Origin of the sequence: Glutamicibacter mishrai (assembly GCF_012221945.1) — a bacterium.
GTDB lineage: Bacteria > Actinomycetota > Actinomycetes > Actinomycetales > Micrococcaceae > Glutamicibacter > Glutamicibacter mishrai.
The window spans coordinates 711,916-734,739 of record NZ_CP032549.1 but is presented as its reverse complement, the minus strand read 5'-3'; the positions used below and the strand labels follow the sequence as shown (position 1 = coordinate 734,739).

20 protein-coding genes are annotated in these 22,824 nt (G+C 60.1%); 16 read left to right on the top strand and 4 right to left on the bottom strand.

Features of this window, described 5'->3' with window-relative positions; all coding sequences use genetic code 11:
• Nucleotides 1-21: 21 nt before the first annotated feature.
• Nucleotides 22-1,032, bottom strand: a complete 1,011-nt coding sequence (locus D3791_RS03525) for a GNAT family N-acetyltransferase (protein WP_172511306.1) — start codon at nucleotides 1,030-1,032, stop codon at nucleotides 22-24.
• Nucleotides 1,033-1,052: 20 nt separating this feature from the next.
• Nucleotides 1,053-3,206 (bottom strand): S9 family peptidase, encoded by a 2,154-nt coding sequence (locus tag D3791_RS03520; RefSeq protein WP_172511305.1) that lies wholly within the window; start codon nucleotides 3,204-3,206, stop codon nucleotides 1,053-1,055.
• A gap of 201 nt (nucleotides 3,207-3,407) precedes the next feature.
• On the opposite strand from D3791_RS03520, the gene D3791_RS03515 reads away from it, so the two are divergent.
• From D3791_RS03515 to D3791_RS03475, 9 genes are all read left to right on the top strand, one after another.
• Nucleotides 3,408-4,874, top strand: a complete 1,467-nt coding sequence (locus D3791_RS03515; RefSeq protein WP_172511304.1) for an amino acid ABC transporter substrate-binding protein/permease — start codon at nucleotides 3,408-3,410, stop codon at nucleotides 4,872-4,874.
• A gap of 26 nt (nucleotides 4,875-4,900) precedes the next feature.
• The gene (locus tag D3791_RS03510; RefSeq protein WP_172512889.1) at nucleotides 4,901-5,626 is read left to right on the top strand and encodes an amino acid ABC transporter ATP-binding protein; all 726 of its coding nucleotides are present in this window, start codon (nucleotides 4,901-4,903) and stop codon (nucleotides 5,624-5,626) included.
• Nucleotides 5,627-5,826: 200 nt separating this feature from the next.
• Nucleotides 5,827-6,276, top strand: a complete 450-nt coding sequence (locus tag D3791_RS03505) for a DoxX family protein (protein ID WP_172511303.1) — start codon at nucleotides 5,827-5,829, stop codon at nucleotides 6,274-6,276.
• Between the two features lie 141 nt (nucleotides 6,277-6,417).
• Nucleotides 6,418-7,404: a 1,2-phenylacetyl-CoA epoxidase subunit PaaA gene (gene paaA, locus D3791_RS03500; protein ID WP_172511302.1), complete on the top strand. Its 987-nt coding sequence runs from the start codon at nucleotides 6,418-6,420 to the stop codon at nucleotides 7,402-7,404.
• Between the two features lies 1 nt (nucleotide 7,405).
• Complete coding sequence (paaB, locus tag D3791_RS03495) at nucleotides 7,406-7,696, top strand: 1,2-phenylacetyl-CoA epoxidase subunit PaaB (protein WP_022874221.1); 291 nt, start codon at nucleotides 7,406-7,408, stop codon at nucleotides 7,694-7,696.
• Nucleotides 7,693-8,553 (top strand): 1,2-phenylacetyl-CoA epoxidase subunit PaaC, encoded by an 861-nt coding sequence (gene paaC / locus D3791_RS03490; RefSeq protein WP_172511301.1) that lies wholly within the window; start codon nucleotides 7,693-7,695, stop codon nucleotides 8,551-8,553. The genes paaB and paaC overlap by 4 nt, the downstream gene beginning before the upstream one ends.
• A 31-nt stretch (nucleotides 8,554-8,584) precedes the next feature.
• On the top strand, nucleotides 8,585-9,082 hold the full coding sequence (gene paaD, locus D3791_RS03485) for a 1,2-phenylacetyl-CoA epoxidase subunit PaaD (protein WP_061954899.1): 498 nt from the start codon (nucleotides 8,585-8,587) through the stop codon (nucleotides 9,080-9,082).
• Nucleotides 9,079-10,239: a 1,2-phenylacetyl-CoA epoxidase subunit PaaE gene (gene paaE / locus D3791_RS03480; protein WP_022874218.1), complete on the top strand. Its 1,161-nt coding sequence runs from the start codon at nucleotides 9,079-9,081 to the stop codon at nucleotides 10,237-10,239. The genes paaD and paaE overlap by 4 nt, the downstream gene beginning before the upstream one ends.
• 19 nt (nucleotides 10,240-10,258) lie before the next feature.
• On the top strand, nucleotides 10,259-11,044 hold the full coding sequence (locus D3791_RS03475) for an enoyl-CoA hydratase/isomerase family protein (protein WP_172511300.1): 786 nt from the start codon (nucleotides 10,259-10,261) through the stop codon (nucleotides 11,042-11,044).
• Nucleotides 11,045-11,172: 128 nt separating this feature from the next.
• Here the strand turns inward: D3791_RS03475 and D3791_RS03470 are convergent, their stop codons facing one another.
• On the bottom strand, nucleotides 11,173-11,625 hold the full coding sequence (locus tag D3791_RS03470; protein ID WP_022874216.1) for an Lrp/AsnC family transcriptional regulator: 453 nt from the start codon (nucleotides 11,623-11,625) through the stop codon (nucleotides 11,173-11,175).
• Nucleotides 11,626-11,849: 224 nt separating this feature from the next.
• Here D3791_RS03470 and pdhA point away from each other — a divergent pair, with 224 nt between their 5' ends.
• The 4 genes from pdhA (at nucleotide 11,850) to D3791_RS03450 (ending at nucleotide 16,786) form a co-directional block, all read left to right on the top strand.
• On the top strand, nucleotides 11,850-13,013 hold the full coding sequence (pdhA, locus tag D3791_RS03465; protein WP_172511299.1) for a pyruvate dehydrogenase (acetyl-transferring) E1 component subunit alpha: 1,164 nt from the start codon (nucleotides 11,850-11,852) through the stop codon (nucleotides 13,011-13,013).
• A gap of 1 nt (nucleotide 13,014) precedes the next feature.
• Nucleotides 13,015-14,097 carry an alpha-ketoacid dehydrogenase subunit beta gene (locus tag D3791_RS03460; RefSeq protein WP_172511298.1) on the top strand — a complete coding sequence of 361 codons (1,083 nt, stop codon included), beginning with the start codon at nucleotides 13,015-13,017 and terminating at the stop codon, nucleotides 14,095-14,097.
• Nucleotides 14,098-15,546 carry a dihydrolipoamide acetyltransferase family protein gene (locus tag D3791_RS03455; RefSeq protein ID WP_172511297.1) on the top strand — a complete coding sequence of 483 codons (1,449 nt, stop codon included), beginning with the start codon at nucleotides 14,098-14,100 and terminating at the stop codon, nucleotides 15,544-15,546. It abuts the gene before it with no gap.
• A 232-nt stretch (nucleotides 15,547-15,778) separates the two neighbouring features.
• A complete protein-coding gene (locus D3791_RS03450) occupies nucleotides 15,779-16,786 on the top strand; it encodes a DUF3093 family protein (protein ID WP_172511296.1) in 1,008 nt (335 codons plus the stop codon).
• Nucleotides 16,787-16,794: 8 nt separating this feature from the next.
• Here D3791_RS03450 and D3791_RS03445 read toward each other — a convergent pair whose 3' ends face one another.
• The gene (locus D3791_RS03445; RefSeq protein WP_172511295.1) at nucleotides 16,795-17,658 is read right to left on the bottom strand and encodes a phosphatase PAP2 family protein; all 864 of its coding nucleotides are present in this window, start codon (nucleotides 17,656-17,658) and stop codon (nucleotides 16,795-16,797) included.
• An 80-nt stretch (nucleotides 17,659-17,738) separates the two neighbouring features.
• On the opposite strand from D3791_RS03445, the gene D3791_RS03440 reads away from it, so the two are divergent.
• From D3791_RS03440 to menD, 3 genes are all read left to right on the top strand, one after another.
• Nucleotides 17,739-18,734 (top strand): o-succinylbenzoate synthase, encoded by a 996-nt coding sequence (locus D3791_RS03440; protein WP_172511294.1) that lies wholly within the window; start codon nucleotides 17,739-17,741, stop codon nucleotides 18,732-18,734.
• 123 nt (nucleotides 18,735-18,857) lie between these two features.
• Complete coding sequence (locus tag D3791_RS03435) at nucleotides 18,858-20,969, top strand: PhoX family protein (protein WP_172511293.1); 2,112 nt, start codon at nucleotides 18,858-18,860, stop codon at nucleotides 20,967-20,969.
• A gap of 147 nt (nucleotides 20,970-21,116) precedes the next feature.
• A complete protein-coding gene (gene menD / locus D3791_RS03430; RefSeq protein WP_172511292.1) occupies nucleotides 21,117-22,814 on the top strand; it encodes a 2-succinyl-5-enolpyruvyl-6-hydroxy-3-cyclohexene-1-carboxylic-acid synthase in 1,698 nt (565 codons plus the stop codon).
• Nucleotides 22,815-22,824: the final 10 nt, after the last annotated feature.

The following is a 22,824-nucleotide window of genomic DNA, read 5'->3' as shown; positions in this document are numbered from 1 at the left end:
TGCGAAGCGGAAAGCTGGAAGCTACGAGGCGAAGAGCTTGTGATGCAAGGCCAAGATGAACGGCTCCTTGATCCGGTTGTAATCCATGACCAACCCATCTTCGCCCTGCTCGGCCAGCAACTGGGCCGCGGCCTGTCGCTTGACCTGCGCGTAAGCCTGCCGGTCAGCGGCATCGCCCTTGAGGTGTTCGCGGAAAATGACCATGCGCAGATACTCTGGGCTGCCGGCGGAGAACACGTGGATATTGGCATCGATGCTGCTGCCAGCTGGCGGCTTGAACATGCGGTGCGCGTACCAGCCAGGCTCGCGATGCCAGAACACCAGGCCAGCACCCTCCAGCGCCGGAACATAGCTGGGCTCGACATTGGCGTCGGGGACCAGCAAAGAAATATCGATAATCGGTTTTGCCGGGAGCCCCGGAACCGACGTGGAGCCAGTATGCTCAATGGCCAGAGCCTGCGGGCCCAAGGCACCAGCGATTCGGTGCGCGAAGTCCTCGAAATCCCGCGGCCAGCTCGGCGAGGGCTCAACAATGCGAATATTGCCCCGGGTCAGCTGGCCATTGACCGCCTCATACTCCGGGTCTTCCGTCGGCTGGTTGTTCAGCAGAGGAAGATATGGAAGGGTGCACAAGTACCGCGCGACACCGGGCCACCTCGGGTCCTCGGCGGAATTGGAAACCACGCAGCCCAATGCCCGGTAGAAATCGATGGCATCATCGTCTGTCGTGGCCCAGACGTTTTTGCGGTGCATCGAGCGCAGTTCCTCAACCAGGGCCCGGCCCAACCCGCGTTGCTGGAATTCGGGCAGCACCGCAAGAAATTCCAAGCACAGCGAGTACTGGTCGCTGTGTCGATAGGCTGCCAGCGCTGCGATGGTCCCGTCCTCGGCGATATGTGCCAGGACCTGCAGGTCCTGGCACTCATCAAGCAGGTCTTCCAGGCCTTGTTTGCCTGCGGGATCGGCGGCCAGCACCAATAACCGGCGTACCGACGAATCGTCACGATGGTCTTTGATCTTGATGTGGCGCATGGCCGCCTTTCCGAAGCGAGTTAGACGAGTTTGGTGCAGCCCAGGGAATCCAGGGCGAAGGCATAGTCCCAAGCCCGTGACTTCCAGGATTCATAACGGCCCGAGGCCCCGCCATGGCCGCCGTCCATCTCCGTCTTGAGCACGATCGGCGCATCGCCGGTACCCACTTCACGCAGCTTGGCGACCCACTTGGCCGGCTCGACATACAGCACGCGGGTGTCGTTCAGCGAAGTGACTGCCGCGATTTTCGGGTAGGCCTGAGCCGTGACATTTTCATAAGGAGAATACGACTTCATGTAGTCGTAGACTTCCTTGCTCTCGATAGGATTTCCCCACTCTTCCCATTCCAAGGCAGACAGTGGAAGATCCGGATCCAGGATGGATGTCAGGGCATCCACGAAAGGAACCTGGGCGATGATCGCGGTGTACAGCTGCGGAGCCATATTCGCGATGGCGCCCATGAGCAGGCCGCCAGCCGAACCGCCCAGGGCTACGATCCGCTTCGGGTCGGCAATGCCCGCCTCGATGAGGTGCTGGGTGGAATCGATGAAATCGGTGAAGGTGTTCTTCTTATGCAGCTTCTTGCCCTTCAAATACCAATCGCGGCCCAACTCGCCACCGCCGCGAACGTGGGCAATGACAAAGATGACTCCGCGGTCCAGCACGCTCAGGCGCGGAATGCCGAAGCCAGGGTCCATCGATGCTTCGTAGGAACCGTAGCCATAGACCAGTACCGGTTGCGGCACGGAGGTATCAAGATCGGCGCGGCGCATGATGGTCAGCGGAATCTTGGTTCCATCCACAGCGGTGGCCCAATCGCGGGTGGAGAGGTACTTGGAAGCGTCGTAGTTGTTGACCGGGGTCTGCTTGCGCAGGTCCAGCTTCTGGCCATCAAGCCAGAGGTCGTAGACGCGGGCCGGCGTGAAGTCGGCGGTGTAGCTGATGCGGATCAGCGGCGCATCAAGTTCGGCATAGGTCAGGGAAGCGGTGAACAGCTCATCCTCGAACCCGGGCTCGATGGCTGGTGCCTGCTGTGCGGTGCCCAATCCCTGAAGCGGAATCAACTGGACGCGTTCGCAGGTGTCGCGGCGCACCGAAAGGACCACGTGCGATCCGGTCAGGGCCGTGCCTTCCACCTTGACGGTATCTTCGTGGGCCACCACGGTCTGCCACTGTTCTGGCTTGGTGTCCTGGCCCAGCTGTTCCACCTCAGCAAGCGAGACCATGTTATTCGGTGCTTGGAAGTCGTGGGTGATCAGGGCCTGGGCGGTGTCTGGCATCAGGTCGATGCCATGCAGCAGCCGCAGTTCGCGGGGAACCAGCAGGGTCACCTCTGCCTGGTCCGTGGCCAGATCCAGCATGCTGGTTTCCGAGTATTCGGAGTTGCCGCTGGAAATCATCAGGGTTTTGCGATCCGGGCTCAGGTCGAATCCGAGCCACATCCCTGGATCGTTCTCTTCGAAGACCAGCTGATCCTGGGCCGCGTCGGTGCCAAGGCGGTGCGCGAGAATCTGGTTCGGGCGCCAGGTCTCGTCAACCACGGTGTAAAAAACGGTAGATGAGTCAGGGGAGAACGCCAGGCCGTAAAAAACGCCTTCAATGACGTCGGACAGCAGCTCGCCGGTGGACAGGTCCTTGATGTACAGGGTGAAGCGCTCGTCACCGGCGTTATCAACGCAGTAGGCCAGCAGGTTGCCCTCTTCGTTCAGCGCCATGCCGCCAAGGGAGAAGAATGGCTTGCCTTCGGCCAACGCGTTGCCGTCGAGCAATACCTCTTCTGCCGGCAGGCTGTGTTCTGGATCGATGACCGGGGGAGTCCAATCAGCCACCTGGTCGGAGGAATCGGTGGCCTTGACGCGGCACTGCACGGTGTATGGCTTGCCCTCGGCGGAGCGGGTGAAGTACCACCAGCCGCGTCGGCGCACGGGAACCGACAGGTCGGTCTCCACGGTGCGAGCCTTGATCTCGTTGAAGAGGTCATCGCGCAACGACTGCTGTGAGGCAGTGACTGCGTCAGTGTATTCGTTCTCGGCCTTGAGATGATCGATCACCTCGGGGCTGGACTTCTTGCGGAGCCACTCATAGTTGTCGATGAAATCATCACCGTGGAAGCTGCGGGTGGTCGGACGCTGTGCGGCCTGCGGGGGATTGGCGGTCAACGATGGATCAGTCATATGCCTATTCAATCTCACCTCCGGGCCCTATGGGCACAAGCTATGCTCAGCGCGGACAGAACGGCCTAGTCCAGCACTGGAAACCTATGGCAGCGAGGGGCCAAGGGTACCGGCTAGACTTTATTGCGCTTAGGCTTGCTGGAATAGGAACCTATCTGCAGCTTGGGCCATTCGCCCTTCAGCACGAGAAAGCGATCATCAGTGGAAAAGAAACAAAGAGCAGCCCGCGCCGGGCGCCTGAGGCGGTGGGTTGCCGCCGCAGCCATCGGCCTGATGGCCCTGGTCATCGGAGCGCCGTCGGCTATGGCCCAAGGCAGCGACAGCGTCGAAGGCAAAACCTACGTCATCGGCACCGATACCACCTTCGCCCCCTTCGAATTCCGCAAGGATGGGGAACTGACCGGCATCGACATGGATATCCTGCAGGCGATTGCCGAAGACCAGGGATTCAAGGTCGAGGTCCGCTCCCTCGGTTTTAGCGCCGCGCTGGCAGCCCTGTCGGCTAATCAGGTCGATGGCGTGATCGCGGGCATGTCGATCACCGATGAGCGCAAGGAAATCTATGATTTCTCCGAGCCTTACTTCGAGTCCGGCGTCCAGATGGCCGTGTCCCAGAACGATGAGGACATCAAGGGCTATGAGGATCTGGACGGCAAGACCGTGGTCGCCAAGACCGGTTCGGAAGGCGAGGCCTACGCCAAGTCCGTTTCCAAGGAATACGGGTTCAAGGTCAAGTCGCTGGACCAGTCGGCAACCATGTACGAGTCGGTGAAGTCCGGTTCGGCCGTGGCAGTATTCGATGATTACCCGGTGCTGGCTTACGGCATCGCCCAGGGCAATGGCCTGAAGACCGTCACCGACAAGGTGCCGGGCGGCTCCTATGGTTTTGCGGTGAACAAGGGCGAAAATACCGCTCTGCTGGCAGCCTTCAATGACGGACTGGCCGAGTTGAAGGCCAATGGCGAGTACCAGAAGATCTTGGACGAGTACCTTGCTGACCCCAGCGCCGCGGTGCCGAGCAACTTCTTTGATCTGGTGGTCAAGTCCTTCCCGGCCTTGATGACCGGTTTGTGGCACACCCTGCTGGTCACCGCGATTTCCTTCGCTATCGCCATGGTGCTGGGCCTGGTCTTCGGTTTCCTGAAGATCTCGCACAACATCGTCTTGCGCGGTATCGCAACAACCTTCGTGAACATTTTCCGTGGCACTCCGCTGCTGCTCTGGGCCTTCATGTTCTACTTCGGCCTGCCGCAGTTGACCGGTTGGGAAATCTCGGTCTGGACCGCTGGCGTGCTGACCCTGTCGCTGAACGCCGGTGCCTACGTGGCCGAGATCGTTCGCGGCGGCATCCAGTCGGTGGATCCAGGACAGCTCGAAGCATCGCGCTCGCTGGGCCTGGGTTATGGCAAGTCCATGCAGAAGGTCGTGGTTCCCCAAGCTTTCAAGATGATGACGCCATCGCTGATCAACCAGCTGATCATCAGCTTGAAGGACTCCTCGCTGCTGTTGGCCATCGGCTTCGGCGAACTGCTCTACCAGGGCCAGCAGATCTACGCAGCGAACTTCCGCGTGACCGAAACCCTGCTCATCGTAGGTGTTATCTACTTCATTGCCATCATGGCCCTGACCAAGCTGGCTAACTACGCCGATCGGAGGTTCAACAAGTGAGCGCGGTAACCGAGCAAAGCTCCCAAATGAAGATCCAGGTCAAGGACTTGCATAAATCTTTCGGCTCCAACAATGTGCTCAAGGGCATTGACCTTGACATCCGTGAAGGCGAGGTCGTGTGCGTGATCGGGCCTTCGGGTTCGGGTAAGTCCACGTTGCTGCGCTGCCTGAACAAGCTGGAGGACATTACCTCCGGCAAGGTCATCGTTGACGGTTTCGACGTGACCGATCCCAAGGTGGATATCAATGAAGTCCGCCGCCACGTGGGCATGGTCTTCCAGCACTTCAACCTCTTCCCGCACATGTCGGTGGCCGAGAACATCATGCTCGCGCCGGTTGAGCTGAAGAAGATGAATAAGGCGCAGGCTCGCGAGCGGGCGCTGGAATTGCTGGAACGCGTGGGTCTGAAGGACAAGGCCGATGCCCGTCCGGCTTCGCTGTCCGGCGGCCAGAAGCAGCGTGTTGCCATTGCCCGCGCCCTGGCCATGGCTCCTGGCATCATGCTCTTTGATGAGGCCACCAGCGCGCTGGACCCGGAGATGGTGGGCGAGGTGCTGCAGGTCATCAAGGAGCTGGCTGAGTCCGGCATGACCATGGTCCTGGTGACCCACGAAATGGGCTTTGCCCGCGAAGTGGGAGACCGTGTGGTCTTCATGGCTGATGGCGTGGTCTGCGAACAGGGCGAGCCGGAACAGCTCTTCGGCAACCCGCAGCAGGAACGCACCCGCGACTTCCTTTCCAAGGTGCTCTAAGGCCCAGTCCGAGGCAGCGATATAGCCGTGCCGTCCGTTCCAGCTTTGGCTGGCAATGGGCGGCACGGCTTTTTGCGTGATGAAGCTTACTGACTTTTAACGTCAAAGTACTTGAAGCTTCAACTTAAGTCACATAGCGTGGAGTAGGAAATCGAGCAGGAAGACCCCCTGACCGGAAGTCCTTACCTAGGAGCTAGATAATGACCGCACTGGAAAACAACCCCCGCTTGCTCGCCTCGGCGCAAATCGTCATGCGCTTGGCGATCGGTTTTCTCTTCGCCGCCCATGGCTGGCAGAAATTCTCGCAATTCACCCTCGAAGGCACCGCTGCCAGCTTCACCCAGATGGGCGTCCCGGCTGCCAGCATCGTCGCGCCGGTCATTGCGACCCTGGAACTCGTGGGTGGCATCGCGTTGATCCTCGGCCTCGCAACGCGAATCTTCGGTGCGCTGCTGGCGCTGGATATGGTCGGAGCCATCGTGACGGCCCACGCGCAAGCAGGTGTATTCGTTGCCGATGGCGGCTTTGAGCTGGTGCTGGCGCTCGGCGCTGGCGCAGCCGCCCTTGCTTTGATGGGTCCAGGAAGCTGGGCTCTGGATCGCTTATTTGTTGGCCGAAAGAGTGCTCTGCGCGAATCGATCAACGCCTAGAACTTAGCGTTTGCGACCAACCTCAAGGAGTAATCCTTGGGGTTTTGTCGCATCCCGGGAACTCGTGTTGACGTGATGGAGCGCACTCTGACATACTGAACGAACGGTCAGTATGTAATTTGTAATCGATGAGGTGAACCCATGGCTGAGAGAACACCGCAGGAACCGGGACTAAGTGCCGTTCCAAGCTACGAAGAAGAGCAATCGCAAGCTCGCTTTGATGCCTTGATTGACCAGGATTCCCGCGTGGAACCACGCGACTGGATGCCTGAGCCCTACCGCAGGACCCTGACCCGCCAGGTCTCCCAGCATGCCCACTCTGAAATCATCGGCATGCAGCCCGAAGCCAACTGGATCACCCGCGCTCCATCGTTGAAGCGCAAGTCCATTTTGATGGCCAAGGTCCAGGACGAAGCAGGCCACGGACTGTACCTCTACTCCGCCGCCGAAACCCTAGGGACCAGCCGCGACGAACTCAACGACCAGCTGCTGACCGGTCGGGCCAAGTACTCTTCGATTTTCAATTACCCCGCCCGTTCATGGGCTGATATGGGTGCCATCGGCTGGCTGGTCGACGGCGCCGCCATCGCCAACCAGGTCCCGCTCTGCCGTGCATCCTATGGCCCGTACGGCCGCGCGATGGTCCGCATCTGCAAGGAAGAATCCTTCCATCAGCGCCAAGGCTTCGAGATTCTGCTGGCGCTGTCCCGCGGCACGGAAGCGCAGAAGAAGATGGCGCAGGACGCGATCAACCGCTTCTACGAGCCATCGCTGATGATGTTCGGCCCACCCGATGACCAGTCGCCCAACTCCCAGCAGTCCATGGCCTGGAAGATCAAGCGATTCTCCAACGATGAACTGCGCCAGCGCTTCGTCGGAATGATCGCAGAACAGGTCAAGGTACTGGGCATGACCCTGCCGGACCCAGAGCTGCACTATGACGAAGAGAAGAAGCAATGGATCCACAAGGATCTGAACTGGGATGAATTCATGGCAGTGATCAAGGGCAATGGCCCGGTCAACTCCCAACGCCTGGAACGCCGCCGCGAGGCGCACCGCGAGGGCGCCTGGGTGCGAGAAGCAGCATCGGCATACGCCGCAAAACAAGCACAGAGCGAGGTCGCCTAGCATGAGCCAGCAGAACAATTGGCCCCTGTGGGAAGTTTTTGTCCGTTCCTCCCGGGGGCTCTCACATGTGCACGCCGGGTCCCTGCACGCGCCCGACCAGCAGATGGCCGTGCGCAACGCGCGCGACCTCTACACCCGCCGCAACGAAGGCGTATCCCTGTGGGTCGTGAAGTCCACGGACATCATCAGCTCCGATCCAGACGAGAAGGATTCTTTCTTCGAATCTCCTCAGGGCAAGGACTACCGCCACGCCACCTACTACAAGGCCAGCGAGGGAGTGAAGCACCTGTGAAGCACGAAGAACTGGATGCCGCGCTGGACAGCTTCGGCGACGCGTTGGCCTCGGCCACCCGCGTTACCCCGGGCAACGCGCTGCGGCCAGAGGACATTGCCGTCGATGGCGTGGCGCCAAGCGAGGAAGTCGCGCGGTACGCGCTGACCCTGGGTGATGACGCGCTGATCCTGGCCCAGCGCCTGGCGCACTGGATCTCCCGTGCTCCGGAGCTGGAAGAGGATGTTGCCCTGGGCAATATCGCCTTGGACATTCTGGGTCATGCCCGTTCATTCCTCACTTACGCAGGTCTGGCATGGGACAAGACCGAAGACGATTTGGCGTACTGGCGCGAGGAAGAAGAATTCACCTCGTTGTGGATCGTGGAGCAGCCCAATGGGCACTTCGGCGTCACGATCATCCGCCAGCTCATCGTCTCCGTTTTCCAGCACCTGCTCTACCGGCAGCTGGCTTCGTCCCAGGACGAAACCCTGGCGGCCATCGCGGCCAAGGCGGTCAAGGAAGTGGACTACCACCGTGACCACGCCATCCAGTGGACCATCCGCCTGGGGCAGGGTACCGAGGAATCGGCGGAAAAGATGCGCCATGCCCTCGAAATCCTCTGGCCCTACGTTGATGAAATGTTCCGCGACGAAGCGGTGCACCAGAACCTGGACTCGATTGCCGTGCGCCCCTCGACCTTGCGCGCAGCCTGGCAGGAAGAAATCTCCGCAGTGCTGGCTCAAGCTGGCCTGCAGGTTCCAGCCACCGGCCAGGCCATGGCCTTCGGCCGACGCGGAGAGCATTCCGAACACCTGGGCTACCTGCTCGCTGAAATGCAGGTGCTGGCCCGTAAACACCCCGGCGCAAGCTGGTAACCATTCATCAGGCCCGAGAGGGGGAGCCGTCATGAGCAAGATGATCGCCGGCACGACCGAGCTGTTCGCCATCGCAGCGAAGGTCAATGACCCGGAAATCCCGGTGCTGTCTATTGCGGACCTCGGGATTCTGCGCGAGGTCAATCTCGATGATGATGGAACAGTGCAGGTGCTGATCACGCCAACGTATTCCGGTTGCCCAGCCATGGATGTGATCAGTGAAGATCTCTATCAGGCATTCACCCAAGCCGGATACGAGAAGGTGGATATCAAGCTGGTGCTCACACCGGCCTGGTCCACTGACTGGATGAGTGATGAAGGCAAGAAGAAGCTAGAGGAATACGGCATCGCTGCGCCGACCGGGCGTGGACATGCAGGGCGCATCACCCTGGGGATGAGCGTGAAATGCCCTCGCTGCCACTCGCTGAACACTCGTGAACTGGCACGATTCGCTTCGACTTCATGCAAGGCGCTCTACACCTGCAAAGACTGCTTGGAACCTTTCGACTACTTCAAGGTACTCTCATGACCGAACAACAAACCTCCACCCGCCGCAGGGCTTCATTCCACCGGCTCAGCGTCTCCAACGTACGCCGGCTGACCAAGGATTCCATCGAAGTCACTTTCGCCATCCCCGAGGAACTGCGCGATGAATACGACTACGTGGCTGGCCAGTATGTGGCGTTGCGCAAAGAACTGCCCAACGCCGAGGGGGAGCTCGTCGAGCTGCGACGCTCCTACTCGATCTGCGCCGCCCCGACCGGCGACGAAATCAAGGTAGCGATCAAGCGGGACCTCGGTGGGCTGTTCTCCACCTGGGCCAATGAAGAGCTGATGGCGGGCGATCAGATTGACGTGATGAGCCCGGCCGGCGCTTTCATCTCAAAACACCGGATCACCGAAATCAATGATCCATCACAAATCAATACCACCAGCCAAGACCGATTTGTCGCGGTTGCTGCCGGCTCGGGGATCACCCCGGTGCTGGCCATTGCCCGCACGATTCTTGAAGCCAATGACCATAGCCGCTTTGATCTGATCTATGCCAACAAGGCCGCCATGGACGTGATGTTCCTTGAAGAGCTGGCAGACCTCAAAGACCGCTACCCGGCGCGGCTGGCCCTGCATCACGTGCTCAGCCGGGAACAGCGGATCTCACCGCTGCTATCTGGCCGCATCGATGCCCAGAAGCTGACCGCTCTGTTGACCAATGTCGTGCAGGCGCCAACGGTGGATGAATGGTTCTTGTGCGGTCCGTTCGAATTGGTGCAGCTGGTGCGCGACCAGCTCACGGAGCTTGAAGTTCCTGCGGACAAGGTGCGCTTCGAGCTATTCAGCACCGGCGAGCCGAATAAGCCGCAAGGCCATATCGGCCGTCCGGTCATCGTGGATGAGAATGAAGCAAGCTATGAGATCAGCTTCAACCTCGACGGCCTCAAGGGCGAAGTCAAGTCCCCGGTACGTGCCAACGAAACGGTTTTGAACGCCGCCTTGCGCGTGCGCCCGGATGTGCCATTCGCGTGCGCTGGGGGTGTGTGCGGCACCTGCCGCGCCAAGGTGACCTGCGGATCGGTGACCATGGCAGAGAACTATGCGTTGGAACCCGAAGAAGTGGATGCTGGCTATGTGCTGACCTGCCAGTCGCACCCGACCAGCGACAAGCTCACCGTCGATTTCGACGCATAGGAAAGGCCAGCGAATAATCATGATCGAACTGACCATTGCCGATTCGATTGCCCGAGTTGTGCTCAATGCTCCGCAAAAGATGAACTCCTTGGATGAGACGGCCTTGGCTGAGCTCTCCGAAGCCTATGACAAGGCTGCCGCCGGGGTGGCTGATGGCAGCGTTCGAGCCTTGGTGCTCACCGGCGAAGGCCGGGGCTTTTGCGCGGGGCGGGATATCTCAGGAGTGGATCCTGCCGATGATGACGTGATCGGCTACCTTGAAGGCAAGGTCCAGCCGTTGCTGGAAAAGATGTCGAATTTCCCGGCACCTACCTTCGCCCTGGTGCAGGGTGCCTGCCTCGGCGTGGGACTGGGCTTGGCGATCGCCACCGACGTTGTTTACGTCGCGGAGAACGCGAAGATCGGTTCTCCATTCGCCAACCTCGGGGCAACGCTGGACTCTGGTGGCCACTGGCTGTTCACCGAGCGCCTTGGCGCCCACCGGACGCTGGACATGATCTACACGGCTGAATTGATTTCAGGTGCGGAGGCTGTCCGCTCTGGCCTGTTCTCCCGAGCTTTTCCGGCAGAAGAACTTGTAGCCCGCTGTGAATCGCTGATTGAAAAAGTCGCGCAAGGGGCAACTCAGGCCTTCGTCGCGTCCAAGGCGCTGGTACAGGAAATCCGTGATCAGCGGGTTGGCTTGTGGGCTTCGATGAACAACGAAAACCGGGCCCAAGCTGCATTATGCGATACCGCGGATTATGCCGAAGGTTTCAAGTCCTTCCAGGAGAAGCGGCCGCCGGTATTCACCGGAAAGAAATAGTCCCGAAGAATTCAATACAACTTAAAAACACAAAGCTGCTCCCTTGGCCGCTGGTTCTAAATGAACCTGCAGCTAGGGAGCAGCTTTTGTCGTCAAGCCGGCGTTGCCGCAGCGCGCTGCAGTCAGGCCTAGCGGGTGTCGGTGTCCTCGAAGATCAGGTGGGTCTGCGTATCAAGCACAGTGGGCAGAGCCTGGAGTTCTTCGAATACGACCCGGCGCAAATCCAGATTGTCTTTGGCCCGCACCAGAAGAATCACGTCGAAGTTCCCGCCCACCAAGCCGATGTGCTGGACCTCGGGGATGGAAGCAAGGTGGTCACGCAGCTCGCGCCACGAGTGCTGGCGAAGTTTCAGCGTGACATAGGCGCTGGCCTTGAGTCCTGCCTTCACCGGGTCGATGACCGCCGTGTAGCGCGTGATCACCCCGGCATCTTGCAGCTTGGCAATGCGCGAATAGGCGTGGGCACGGGACACATGGACTTTCTGGGCAACTGTAGTTACCGACTGCCGTCCATCCTGGGTCAGTTCCGCCAGGATCGCGCGGTCGACCTCATCAAGTTTCAGCTCCGCTTCCGCGGCCATGATTCTCCTTTTCAATGTGTCTGACGTCTCAACGCCAAAGACATTTTATTGAAACATTTCGTCCACAAGTATACGTATCTGATTCTCAACTTTCCACGATTTTCCGGCCGAGTGGATACAGAATGCAATCGCTACGCATAATTGATTGCAAATGATGTTTAGGTGAACTGAGTCACAAGGGCGTGCGCCCATGGACTGAGCCCAAAGTACGAAAGGTGGGGAACATGAGCGCAGAAGCAACCTCGGATCGCATGTCCGAAGTCAGCAAAAAGTTCGGCATCAGCCCAGAAGATTACATGCTGCCAGCGCGGCACATGATCAACTTGCTCAATCCGGATGGAACACTTCGTCCGGAGAACGAGCAGGGGACCGAACCAGGACACGAATACCCGCTGCCTAGCCCGGCCCGCCTCATGGAAGCCTACGCAGCCCTGGTCACCGGCCGCCGCGTCAACGACCAGAACTCGGCCCTGGTTCGCCAGGGCCGCATGGCCGTGTACCCATCAAGCCACGGACAGGAAGCCTGCCAGATCGCCGCGGCTCTGTGCCTTGAAGACAACGACTGGCTTTTCCCTACCTACCGCGACACCGTTGCAGTGCTCACCAAGGGCGTAGCCCCGATGGAAGTCATGACCAGCTTCCGCGGCGAATGGCACTGCGGGTACGACCCCAAGGCCTACAAGTGCGCGCCGATGTCCACGCCGCTGACCACCCAGCTGCTGCACGCCGTCGGCGTAGCCCACGCGGCGAAGCTTCGCGGAGAAAACACCGTTGTTGTAGCCATGTGCGGCGACGGCGCCACCAGCGAGGGCGACTTCCATGAAGCCCTGAACTTCGCTGCGGTGTTCAATCTTCCGGTGATCTTCTTCGTGCAGAACAACAAGTACGCCATCTCCGTGCCGCTATCGCACCAGAGCGCAGCACCGTCCCTGGCCCACAAGGCCGTGGGCTATGGCATGGCCGGCGAGCGCGTTGACGGAAATGACCTGATGGCATTGATGGCCATCATGACCCGTGCCGTACGCATGGCACGCGAGGGCAATGGCCCGCTGCTGATTGAAGCCCACACTTACCGCATGCAGGCGCACACCAACGCGGATGACGACAAGCGCTACCGCGAGGATTCCGAGGTCCAGGCCTGGATCGCCAAGGACCCGGTGACTCGTATGAAGGCCTATCTCGAAGATGCCGGCCTGCTGACCGATGACGCCGCCGCGAAGATCGGCCAAGACGCTGAAGCTGCGGCCAGGACCCTGCGAGATGGCATGAACCAGGATGCCAATACGGATCCTCGTGAACTTTTTGAACACGTTTATTCCACCAAGAGCACCCAGCTCGCCGAGCAGCAGGCCCTGCTTGTTGACGAACTAGACCGCGAGGAGGCCTAGGATGACTGCCACGACATCGCGCGTGAACCCTAATGTGAGCGCAGCTACCGCGCGTGCAGCCGCCAAGGCTGCCAACGAAAACCAGCCGGTGACCTTCGGCAAGGCATTGAATACGGCGCTCGCCGACGGGCTGGTGGCCGATGACTCCGTCGTTATTTTTGGCGAGGACGTAGGAACCCTAGGTGGCGTCTTCCGCATTACTGACGGGCTGACGGCACGCTTTGGCGCCCAGCGCTGCTTCGACACCCCGTTGGCTGAATCCGGCATCGTTGGCATGGCAGTGGGCATGGCCATCAATGGCATGCGCCCGGTTATCGAAATGCAGTTTGATGCCTTCGCCTACCCGGCTTTTGAGCAGGTCGCTTCGCATGTGGCCAAGATGCGCAACCGCACCCAGGGCAAGCTGTCCTTGCCACTGGTGATCCGCATTCCCTATGCCGGCGGCGTGGGCGGCGTGGAGCACCACTGCGATTCCTCCGAAGGCTACTACGCGCATACCCCGGGGTTGAAGGTCTTCACTCCGTCCTGCGTGGAAGATGCCTACCTGATGCTGCGTGAAGCCATTGATTCTGATGATCCGGTGGTCTTCTTCGAGCCCAAGAAGCTGTACTGGTCCAAGGAGCAGGTGGATCTTGAGCAGCTGGCACGTGATTATGAAGCGAAGAAGAGCGCGCCAACAGAAGGACGCGCGCGTATTGCCCGCGCCGGCAGCGACGCCACGCTGATCACCTACGGCCCGAGCGTTTCGACGGCTTTGGAAGCCGCCAAGATGGCTGCCGAGGAAGGCATCAATCTAGAGGTCGTCGACGTGCGCAGCATCGTTCCCTTTGACGATGAGACTGTGTGCGCGTCGGTTCGCAAAACGGGACGTGCCATCGTAGTGGCTGAAGCTCAAGGCTTTGCCTCTGTTGCCAGTGAAATTGTTGCCCGGGTGCAGGAACGCTGCTTCCATTCGCTGGCGGCGCCGGTGCTGCGCGTCACCGGTTTCGATATTCCCTACCCGGCCCCGACCTTGGAAAAGTACCACCTGCCCAGCGCCGAACGCATTCTGGATGCTGTTGATCAACTTCAGTGGGAGGCATAAATGACCGTCAAGACTTTTTTGCTGCCTGACCTTGGTGAGGGACTGACCGAGGCGGAACTTGTGCGTTGGATGGTTGCTGCCGGGGACGAAGTGGCGGTGGATCAGCCGATCGCAGAAGTCGAAACAGCCAAATCCTTGGTGGAGATCCCTTGCCCCTTCGAGGGCGTCGTCTCGACCCTGCATGGCGAAGCCGGCCAGATGATGCTGGTGGATGAGCCTTTTATCTCCGTGAATACCGGCGGGGAAGAAGCTGCTCCGGCATCGGAACCCGAGATGGAGCGTGCCCAGTCCTATCGTGAAGAGGAACTGGCCGGGACCCAGACGCCGTCGAGCGAAGCTGAAACCGAGGCCGAGTCCGAATCCGATGAGGATGAAGGTAGCGGCAACGTGCTGATCGGTTATGGCACAGGGTCTGCCCAGCGCAAGACGAGCCGCCGGCGCAAGCCGCGAGGCGTGGGTGCTGGCGCTGCGCTCGCGGTCCAGGAATCCAGTGAAGCGGTGCGCGTCATCAACCCGCTGGTGCGCAAGCTGGCGCGGGAAAATGCATTGGATATCAATTCCGTGAAGGGCAGTGGCCCGCAGGGATTGATTCTGCGCTCTGATGTCGAAGCCGCGCTGGCACGACCTGCCTCGGAGCAGCCAGCGAGTCTTCCTGTCGTTCAGGAGCCGATGCAGGCTGCTCAGGCCTCTGCGTCAAAGCCAGAGTCAGCGGCAGTCGGCGGCTCAAAGGATTTGCGGACCGGTCTGCCAGTTGCCTCGTCGCAGGTGCTTTCCGGTGTCCGCAAGACCATTGCGAACGCTATGAGCACCTCGCGCAGGGAAATACCAGAGGCCACCGTCTGGGTCGACGTGGACGTGACCAAGCTGCTGAAGCTGCGTTCCAAGATCAAGGAAACCGAGGGCCAGGCACCAAGCGTCATGGCATTGATTTCGCGTTTCGCAGTGGCTGGACTCCAGCGCTTCCCGGAACTCAACAGCCGGATTGATGTCGAGGCCAACGGCTCCCTGCGCCACACCCTCTTCGAAGGAGTGAACCTGGGCTTCGCTGCGCAGACCGACCGCGGCCTGGTGGTTCCGAACGTGCGTGATGCCCACAAGCTCAACGCCCAGGAACTCTCGGCCGAATTCGCCCGCCTGGCATCGGTGGCCCGCGAAGGCAAGGCCGCAGTGGCTGATCTGTCTGGCAGCACCTTCACCATTAATAACTATGGCGTCTTCAATGTGGATGGCTCGGCAGCGATCATCAATTACCCGGAGGCCGCAATTCTCGGCCTGGGCCGCATCATCGAAAAACCATGGGTGGTCAATGGCCAGCTCAAGGTCCGCTCGATCTGCGAATTGACGTTGAGCTTTGATCACCGGGTCTGTGATGGCGGGACAGCAGCAGGATTCCTGCGTTATGTCGCCGATGCGATGACCGACCCGAAACGAGCCCTCGCGACGCTCTAGGAATAATGGCTCAGTACTTGCCTTATATGATGCCCGTCGAACCGTTGTGGTTCGGCGGGCATCATCCTTTTTGCTGATATTTGAGTCTCGGTCGATCATTTATCGCCATGTCAAGATAGAGTTTAAGTCGTAAGCGTGCACATATTTCCTTGATGGAAGTGAATGTAGAAGTTCGTGGCTCCGCTAGCCAAGGAGCCATCCAGTTAGGGCAAGGGATGAGATGGAAGCGGCTATGCATACAGTGAAGAATCGTCCGTGGCTGTACGTTGTACTGGTCCTGCCAGTCGTCATCGTGCTCGGCATCTACCTCCCGCTGGCCAACCAGCTACCGGAACTCACAGCGACCCACTGGTCATCCACCTATCCTGACGAATTCACCCGCACCGAGATTCTCGTCCCCGTGGCCATTGGTTTGAGCGCCGTGGGGAGCATTATCGGCCTGAGCGCATTGGCTCTAACCAGGCGACCGGCGCTACTGCTAACGCTTCTGTTTATTGGTTCGCTTCTGTCATGGACCACCGCCGGGGTCTTCATTGGCTCGGTGGTTCCGACAGTCCTGGCGGAAACTCCCCAGACAGCAGTCATCGGCATCTGGATGCTTCCGATGCTTGCCTGCACGCTGTTGGCGCTCAGCCCGCTATGGATTTGCGGCGTTTACCAGTCCTATTCGAAGCAGCTGCAGGCACAGCGGCAAGCTCGCATTAACCAGGCCCAAGGAATTGCCGCTCCAGCGCCGCAAGGCACTGCGCTGCCGGAGGTCGGCGAATTCAGGGAAACCATGATGGCTCCCTGGTGGCTGTGGATGCTCGGGCTCGTTGTTGCCGGAATCGGCATTTTCGCACTGTTCGATAGCTACAACAGGTCCGGGCAGGCCAATTGGACCGCGACGATCATCAGCCTGGTTGTCTGCCTTTTCGTCTGGCCCTTGGTGCTGGGACTGTGCTGGATCCGAGTGAGCATTACCGAACAGCGCACCCGGGTGACCTCAGCGCTTTTTGGCTTCCCCCTGCGGACCATCAAGCCCGAGGAGATCGAATCGGTCACCAGCACTGAAATCGACCCGATGACCTGGGGTGGCTGGGGATGGCGCTTTTTCCCGGGCGGGTCAGCAGTGGTTCTTCGGCGTCATGAAGGGTTGGCATTCGAGCTGAAGAATTCGTCGAGATTCGCCGTGACCATTCCCAACTCCGAGCAAGGCGCGGAGCAGCTGAACGCGATCATGCTGAAGAACGGATCCTGACAGCGTTACTACTTCTGGAAGGTCCGCATCGGTCCGATCACGACGGAGCGCAAAGCCAGCGATGAGATCAACGATGCCGCAATCACGTGAACGATTCCCAGCACCGCGTACGTCAGCTGCAAGCTATCGGGGATCTTCTGAATATGCGGGTGCGGCAAGATAAACGACAAGACGACAACAACGGCCCACACGACAATGCTGGCAGTCCCGACACCCCGGGACCAGCTGGTCTTGGGCACCTCGTGGCTCAAAGGTTGGATCCGCTGCAACACCGCGCTGGCCAGCACCATCCAGAAGGCAGCCACCAGAAAACCGGCGGCAATGTCGCTGGGGCGGTGCCAACCGCACACCAGGGTGGCGACGCCGGTAACTGTCGCGAACAGCCAGGCAATGGGTTGCACCACGGGACGCAGCTTCGGCGGGGAAATGACAAACATCAATCCCATCGCGGCCGCGGCAGCGGTGGTGTGCCCCGAGGGGAATGAATTGCCCGTCGTGCCGAAATTGAAATCCGGCCGGATCAAAACGCCGTGCTTCAGCAGCTGGGTGCTGGCCAGTGCCGCGGCGCAAGCCAGGATCGCCACCGTGGCACGCAAGAACCGCCGATCCCTGATCACCCGGTACAACAGGAAGACCGCGGCAATCGCACCGCAGATTACCGGCAATAAGTCCAGGAATTGACGGACAGGATCCAGCAGCTCGGTGCGCGGCCACCACTGTGACCATGCCACGAAGCCAGCCTGATCTGCCCACTGCCCGGCGCGCAGATGCACAAAGAAGAAATACTCCACGCAGAAGAAAGCAACCAACAGCAGCAGAGCCAACCACCACCGAAGATGGTGTGGACGCGCAGGTGCTGAATGTCGAGGCATATCTCTAGCCTTGCACAACTTGTCGGGCAAATGTCAGCCGATGGCAGTGTAACCATGCCCACGCTCGCTAGGCTTAGACCATGAGCATTGAACTTCCACCGCTGGCTGAAGTGCTGGCCAACAGCCATGTAGTCCGCCTGCCCATGCGAGTTAAATTCCGGGGGATCACCCAGCGGGAAGCACTGCTCATCAAAGGCCCCGCAGGCTGGGGAGAATTCTCTGCTTTCGTCGAATACGCTCCAGCTGAAGCCTCGCGTTGGCTGGCTGCCGGCATCGAAGCAGCCTACGAGTCGTTCCCCGAACCGCTGCGCGCCACCATCCCGGTCAACGCAACTTTGCCAGCGGTAGCGGCCAGCGAAGTCGGGTCAGTACTGGAGAAGTACGACGCACCGCACACCATCAAGATCAAAGTTGCAGAAAAAGGCCAGAGCCTTCAAGACGACCTCGCCCGAGTGGCAGAAGCACGTCGTTTGTATCCGCAGGCAGCACTGCGCGTTGATGCCAATATGGGCTGGGATATTGCCCAGGCAGTCCACGCGTTGAAAGCCTTGAGCGACTACGATCTGCAATACGCTGAACAGCCCGTGCCAGGAATCACCGGCTTGGCGCAGGTGCGAGAACAATTGCGCAACGCCGGGATCACTCTGAAAATCGCTGCCGATGAGGCCGTGCGCAAGCACACCGACCCTTTGGAAGTCTCACGACTGGGCGCGGCAGATCTGATGGTCATCAAAGCCCAGCCGCTGGGCGGGATCGCAGCTGTCCTGGACATTGCCCAGCAAGCGGAACTTGATGTTGTTATTTCCAGCGCCTTGGATAGCTCGGTGGGCCTGGCCCAAGCCGCTGCTTTGGCCAGCGCCCTGCCAGAACTGCCCTATGCGTGCGGACTATCCACTGGAACCCTTTTCGCCGATGATGTCTGCAGTGAACCGCTGCTGGCTACCGCCGGGTATCTTCCGGTAAGGCGCATTAATCCGGATAGCGATAAACTCAAGCAGCTTCGTCCAGAGCAGCAGCGGGTTGACTGGTGGTTACACAGAGTCGAGCAATGCTACGAACAGCTAGCCAATGCCTGATTCTCGACACCCATCTATTTCCCCGCAGTTAACTTAGGCGTTGCAATTTGCACACTTCCGGGTGAAAACCTCATATCGCGTCGTTCCCCTGACAGCGAGCCCTAACTGAGGAAGTGATGGATCATGAATCCGACCCGTACCCTTTTGCCAATGCTAGGCCATACCCGTGGCGGACGTTCCGCAGCTACTTGCCACTTCAAATGTGGAGATGCCTGCGTTAAGCCGGACTGCAACACCTCGTCCAACAGCTATTTCAAGGACATTGCCGATAAGTCCCTGTCCCGCCGCAGTATGCTCGGCTTGGGCGCTGTCGGCGCCTCCGCACTAGTCGTTGGGCCGCAGTTCTTCGGCGCGCAGGACGCCGTGGCAGCACCATTGGTGCCACTGAAGAATGGCAACAACGCCGGCGGCCACCTGTCCTTCGATGCCATTGAGCCGGTGTCGCGTTCAGTAGATAACGTCAGCGTCCCAGAAGGCTATGACTGGAACGCCATCATCCGTTGGGGCGACCCGTTATTCAAGAACACCGCGCAGTTTGATGCCACCAACCAGAGTGCACGCAAGCAGGCAGAACAGTTCGGCTACAACTGCGATTACCTCGACATCATCGTTGACAAGTATTCGGGCCGCACCGGCGTGCTGGTGGCAAACCACGAATACACCAACGAAGACATGATGTTCGACGCCGCCTGGTTCGAAGCGAACAAGGACGAGGCCCGCCGCATCGCCATGAACGCCCACGGCTTCAGCGTGGTCGAGGTCAAGCGCAAGAAGAAAGACAAGAAGTGGACCTATGTCCAAGGCGGCGAGCGCAACCGCCGCATCACCGCGCAGACCGAATTCACCATCGACGGCCCAGCAGCAGGTAGCGACCTGCTCAAGACCGTTGCCGACCCAACCGGCACCAAGGTCCTCGGCACCTTGAACAACTGCTCCGGCGGCACCACCCCATGGGGAACCATCCTCTCCGGTGAAGAGAACATCGACCAGTACTTCAGCGGCAAGGGCACCGCCGAAGAAGCACGCTACGGCATCGGCGCCGGCGCCACCGAACGCGGCTGGGAAGACACCGATCCACGATTCGGCCTGGCCAACGAAGGCTACGAAAACGAAGCAAACCGCTTCGGCTGGGTCATCGAAATCGACCCGCAGGATCCAAAGTCCACCCCGATAAAGCACACCAACCTGGGCCGCTTCAAGCACGAAGGCGCCAACGTGCGCATCGCCAAGAACGGCAAGGCCGTGGCCTACTCGGGCGATGACTCCAAGTTCGAATACCTGTACAAGTTCGTCTCCAAGGGCACCTACTCCAAGCATGACCGCAAGGCGAACATGTCCTTGCTCTCTGAGGGTGACCTGTACGTCGCTCAGTTCACCGGCAACTCGCCAGCGGGCGAACTCGACGGCAGCGGCCAGGTCCCATCCGATGGCGCCTTCGACGGCACCGGCACCTGGCTGCCACTGGTCAAGGGCGGCGCTTCCATGGTCGATGGCATGAGCGTTGAAGAGGTCCTGGTGTACACCCGACTGGCAGCTGACAAGATCGGCGCCACCAAGATGGACCGTCCGGAAGACGTTGAGCCAAGCCCGATCTCCGGCAAGCTCTACGTGGCCCTGACCAACAACTCGGACCGCGGCAAGGCTGGCAAGGAAGGCGCCACCGAGCCCAACCCACGCATCTCCAACCGTGATGGCCACATCATCGAACTCACCGAAGCTGGCAACGACGCAACCAGCACCAAGTTTACATGGAATATCCTGCTGGTTGCCGGTGATCCTAAGGTCAACGGCTCCACCTACTTCTCGGGATACCCTACGGACAAGGTTTCGCCGATCTCCTGCCCGGATAACCTGGCTTTCGATTCCAAGGGCAACCTGTGGATCTCCACCGACGGCGCGCCAAGCACCATCGGCTACTCGGATGCGTTGCACAAGGTCACCCTGACCGGCAAGGACCGTGGCCGTGTCGAGCAGTTCCTGGCCGTGCCAACCGGTGCAGAGACCTGTGGCCCACTGATCCACGACAAGGACAACTCGGTCTTCGTCTCGGTCCAGCACCCAGGTGAAGGCGGAACCTTCGCAGCTCCGACTTCGCTGTTCCCCGACTTCCTAGGCAGCTCCGCTGCTTCGGGTGCCGGCCAGTTCTACGGCCCGCGTCCAAGCGTGGTGCAGGTCTTCAAGGAAGACTCGAACCCAGGCAAGGGCAATGGCAAGGGCAAAGGCAAGAACAAGTAGCCTGTAGCCATCCGCGCATCAAGGCGCCGGAGTGATCAGCACGCTGATTGCCCCGGCGCCTTCGTGCACCCTCATACATGGGGAGCACGGATCAAGGCATAGACTGGGAGCACTGCCTTAGCTTAGGAATCGAAGGAGCCACACCGCGTGGGATCGCCGCAACCAGATCAGCAACTAGCCATCACCACGGCCCGAACGGTGCTTGGCATACTGATTCAAGCTGGCATCCGAGACCTGGTTATTTCACCCGGCTCGCGCAGCGCGCCTCTGGCCTATGCGGCGGCCGAAGCCGAGCATGCCGGATTGCTGAAGTTCCATGTGCGCATCGATGAACGTTCGGCGGCCTTCATGGCACTGGGCTTGGCCCAAAGCAGCCGAACACCGGTTGCCGTAGCCGCTACCAGTGGTACCGCTATTGGCCAGATGCTTCCAGCAGTCATGGAAGCCAACCACACCGCAACGCCGCTACTGGTTCTGTCCGCGGATCGCCCCGATGAACTGCATGGAACCGGCGCTAGCCAGAGCACCAAGCAGAAGACCCTTTTCAGTGACCACGTCCGTCTCGCCCTCAACGTGCCAGCCGGCCAGCAGGCGGAGATGTGCCTTGGACAAGCACTGCTGGCGCTGCAGGGAGATGCACATCTTCCTGGCGGCCCAGTTCAACTGAATCTGCAATTCAGGGATCCACTGACTCCATCAGACAACGAGAGCATCAACAATCCCTACTGGGAAAGCCTCACGCCTGGTACCTGGCCGCTCGCACGCGCCGAACAGCAGGCAGCGCCGGCACCAGCAGGACAGGCACTGGCCATACGCAGAACCGTGGTGGTAGCCGGACACGACGCGGGACCGCAAGCCCAGGAGTTCGCGCACCAGCTGGGCCTGCCGCTCTTTGCCGAGCCTTCCTCCAACGCCCGATTCTCGGATCATGCCATCACCCACTACCGGCCGCTGATATCAGTAGGGATAGAACACGTTGAACGCGTAGTGCTCTTCGGGCGCCCCACCCTCAGTCGACCGGTGGCCAGGCTCCTGGCTGACCCGTCCATTGCCTCAGCCATCTGGCAGCCTGCCCCCGTGGCCTGGTACGAAGCCGGACGCCGCCGTGAAACGCCTATCGGCAACTGGCAGGAACTACAGGAATTCGCCGGCCGCGCGCCAGCAGGCTGGCTGGCTGCCTGGCAAGAACTTGATGCCCAAGCCCTCGAGCTTCGCGCAGATATAGACCGCAACACCAGCATCAACGGGCTGTTGGTTGCCGAAGCGATTTGGGAGCACCAGCCTGAAGTCCTGCTCTTGGGGTCCTCGAATATCGTTCGCGATTTCGACCTCGCTGCCCGCCCCAGCGACGGCATCGCCGTGCATGCCAATCGCGGCTTGGCCGGCATCGACGGCACCATTTCGACGGCGCTCGGACTGGCCGTGGGAAGCCAGCGGCGCACGGTAGCGGTGATGGGGGACATCACCTTCGCCCATGACGCCAGCTCCTTGTCTTGGACACCGGGGGAGAAGAAGCCTGAACTGGACGTTGTCGTGTACAACGACGGCGGAGGTGCCATCTTCTCCACCTTGGAACACGGGGCCGTGGCCGACTCGGGACGCTACGCCAATGCGGTGGAACGCCTGTTCTCCACGCCGCAGGACTTTGACATCCAGTCACTGGCCAAGGCCTACGGCTGGGAGTACGAGCGCGCGGATTCCAAGGAAGAACTGGGCAGCCTGCTGGGCCACCGCGGGGGAGCAGCACTGCGTTTGATTGAAGTGTGCGCGTCGAGGGATCATCTGCGGGCGGATAACCAGTCACTGAATGAGAAGATCGGACAGCTGAGCTGGCCTGGGCAATGACGAGATAACC

Coding starts and splice junctions, on each gene's coding strand:
- D3791_RS03475 (WP_172511300.1), top strand. CDS start 10,259: ATGATCGAACTGACCATTGCCGATTCGATTGCCCGAGTTGTGCTCAAT.
- D3791_RS03505 (WP_172511303.1), top strand. CDS start 5,827: ATGACCGCACTGGAAAACAACCCCCGCTTGCTCGCCTCGGCGCAAATC.
- D3791_RS03440 (WP_172511294.1), top strand. CDS start 17,739: ATGAGCATTGAACTTCCACCGCTGGCTGAAGTGCTGGCCAACAGCCAT.
- D3791_RS03520 (WP_172511305.1), bottom strand. CDS start 3,206: ATGACTGATCCATCGTTGACCGCCAATCCCCCGCAGGCCGCACAGCGT.
- paaE (WP_022874218.1), top strand. CDS start 9,079: ATGACCGAACAACAAACCTCCACCCGCCGCAGGGCTTCATTCCACCGG.
- pdhA (WP_172511299.1), top strand. CDS start 11,850: ATGAGCGCAGAAGCAACCTCGGATCGCATGTCCGAAGTCAGCAAAAAG.
- D3791_RS03510 (WP_172512889.1), top strand. CDS start 4,901: ATGAAGATCCAGGTCAAGGACTTGCATAAATCTTTCGGCTCCAACAAT.
- D3791_RS03450 (WP_172511296.1), top strand. CDS start 15,779: ATGCATACAGTGAAGAATCGTCCGTGGCTGTACGTTGTACTGGTCCTG.
- paaB (WP_022874221.1), top strand. CDS start 7,406: ATGAGCCAGCAGAACAATTGGCCCCTGTGGGAAGTTTTTGTCCGTTCC.
- paaD (WP_061954899.1), top strand. CDS start 8,585: ATGAGCAAGATGATCGCCGGCACGACCGAGCTGTTCGCCATCGCAGCG.
- D3791_RS03525 (WP_172511306.1), bottom strand. CDS start 1,032: ATGCGCCACATCAAGATCAAAGACCATCGTGACGATTCGTCGGTACGC.
- paaA (WP_172511302.1), top strand. CDS start 6,418: ATGGCTGAGAGAACACCGCAGGAACCGGGACTAAGTGCCGTTCCAAGC.
- D3791_RS03470 (WP_022874216.1), bottom strand. CDS start 11,625: ATGGCCGCGGAAGCGGAGCTGAAACTTGATGAGGTCGACCGCGCGATC.
- D3791_RS03435 (WP_172511293.1), top strand. CDS start 18,858: ATGAATCCGACCCGTACCCTTTTGCCAATGCTAGGCCATACCCGTGGC.
- D3791_RS03460 (WP_172511298.1), top strand. CDS start 13,015: ATGACTGCCACGACATCGCGCGTGAACCCTAATGTGAGCGCAGCTACC.
- D3791_RS03445 (WP_172511295.1), bottom strand. CDS start 17,658: ATGCCTCGACATTCAGCACCTGCGCGTCCACACCATCTTCGGTGGTGG.
- D3791_RS03455 (WP_172511297.1), top strand. CDS start 14,098: ATGACCGTCAAGACTTTTTTGCTGCCTGACCTTGGTGAGGGACTGACC.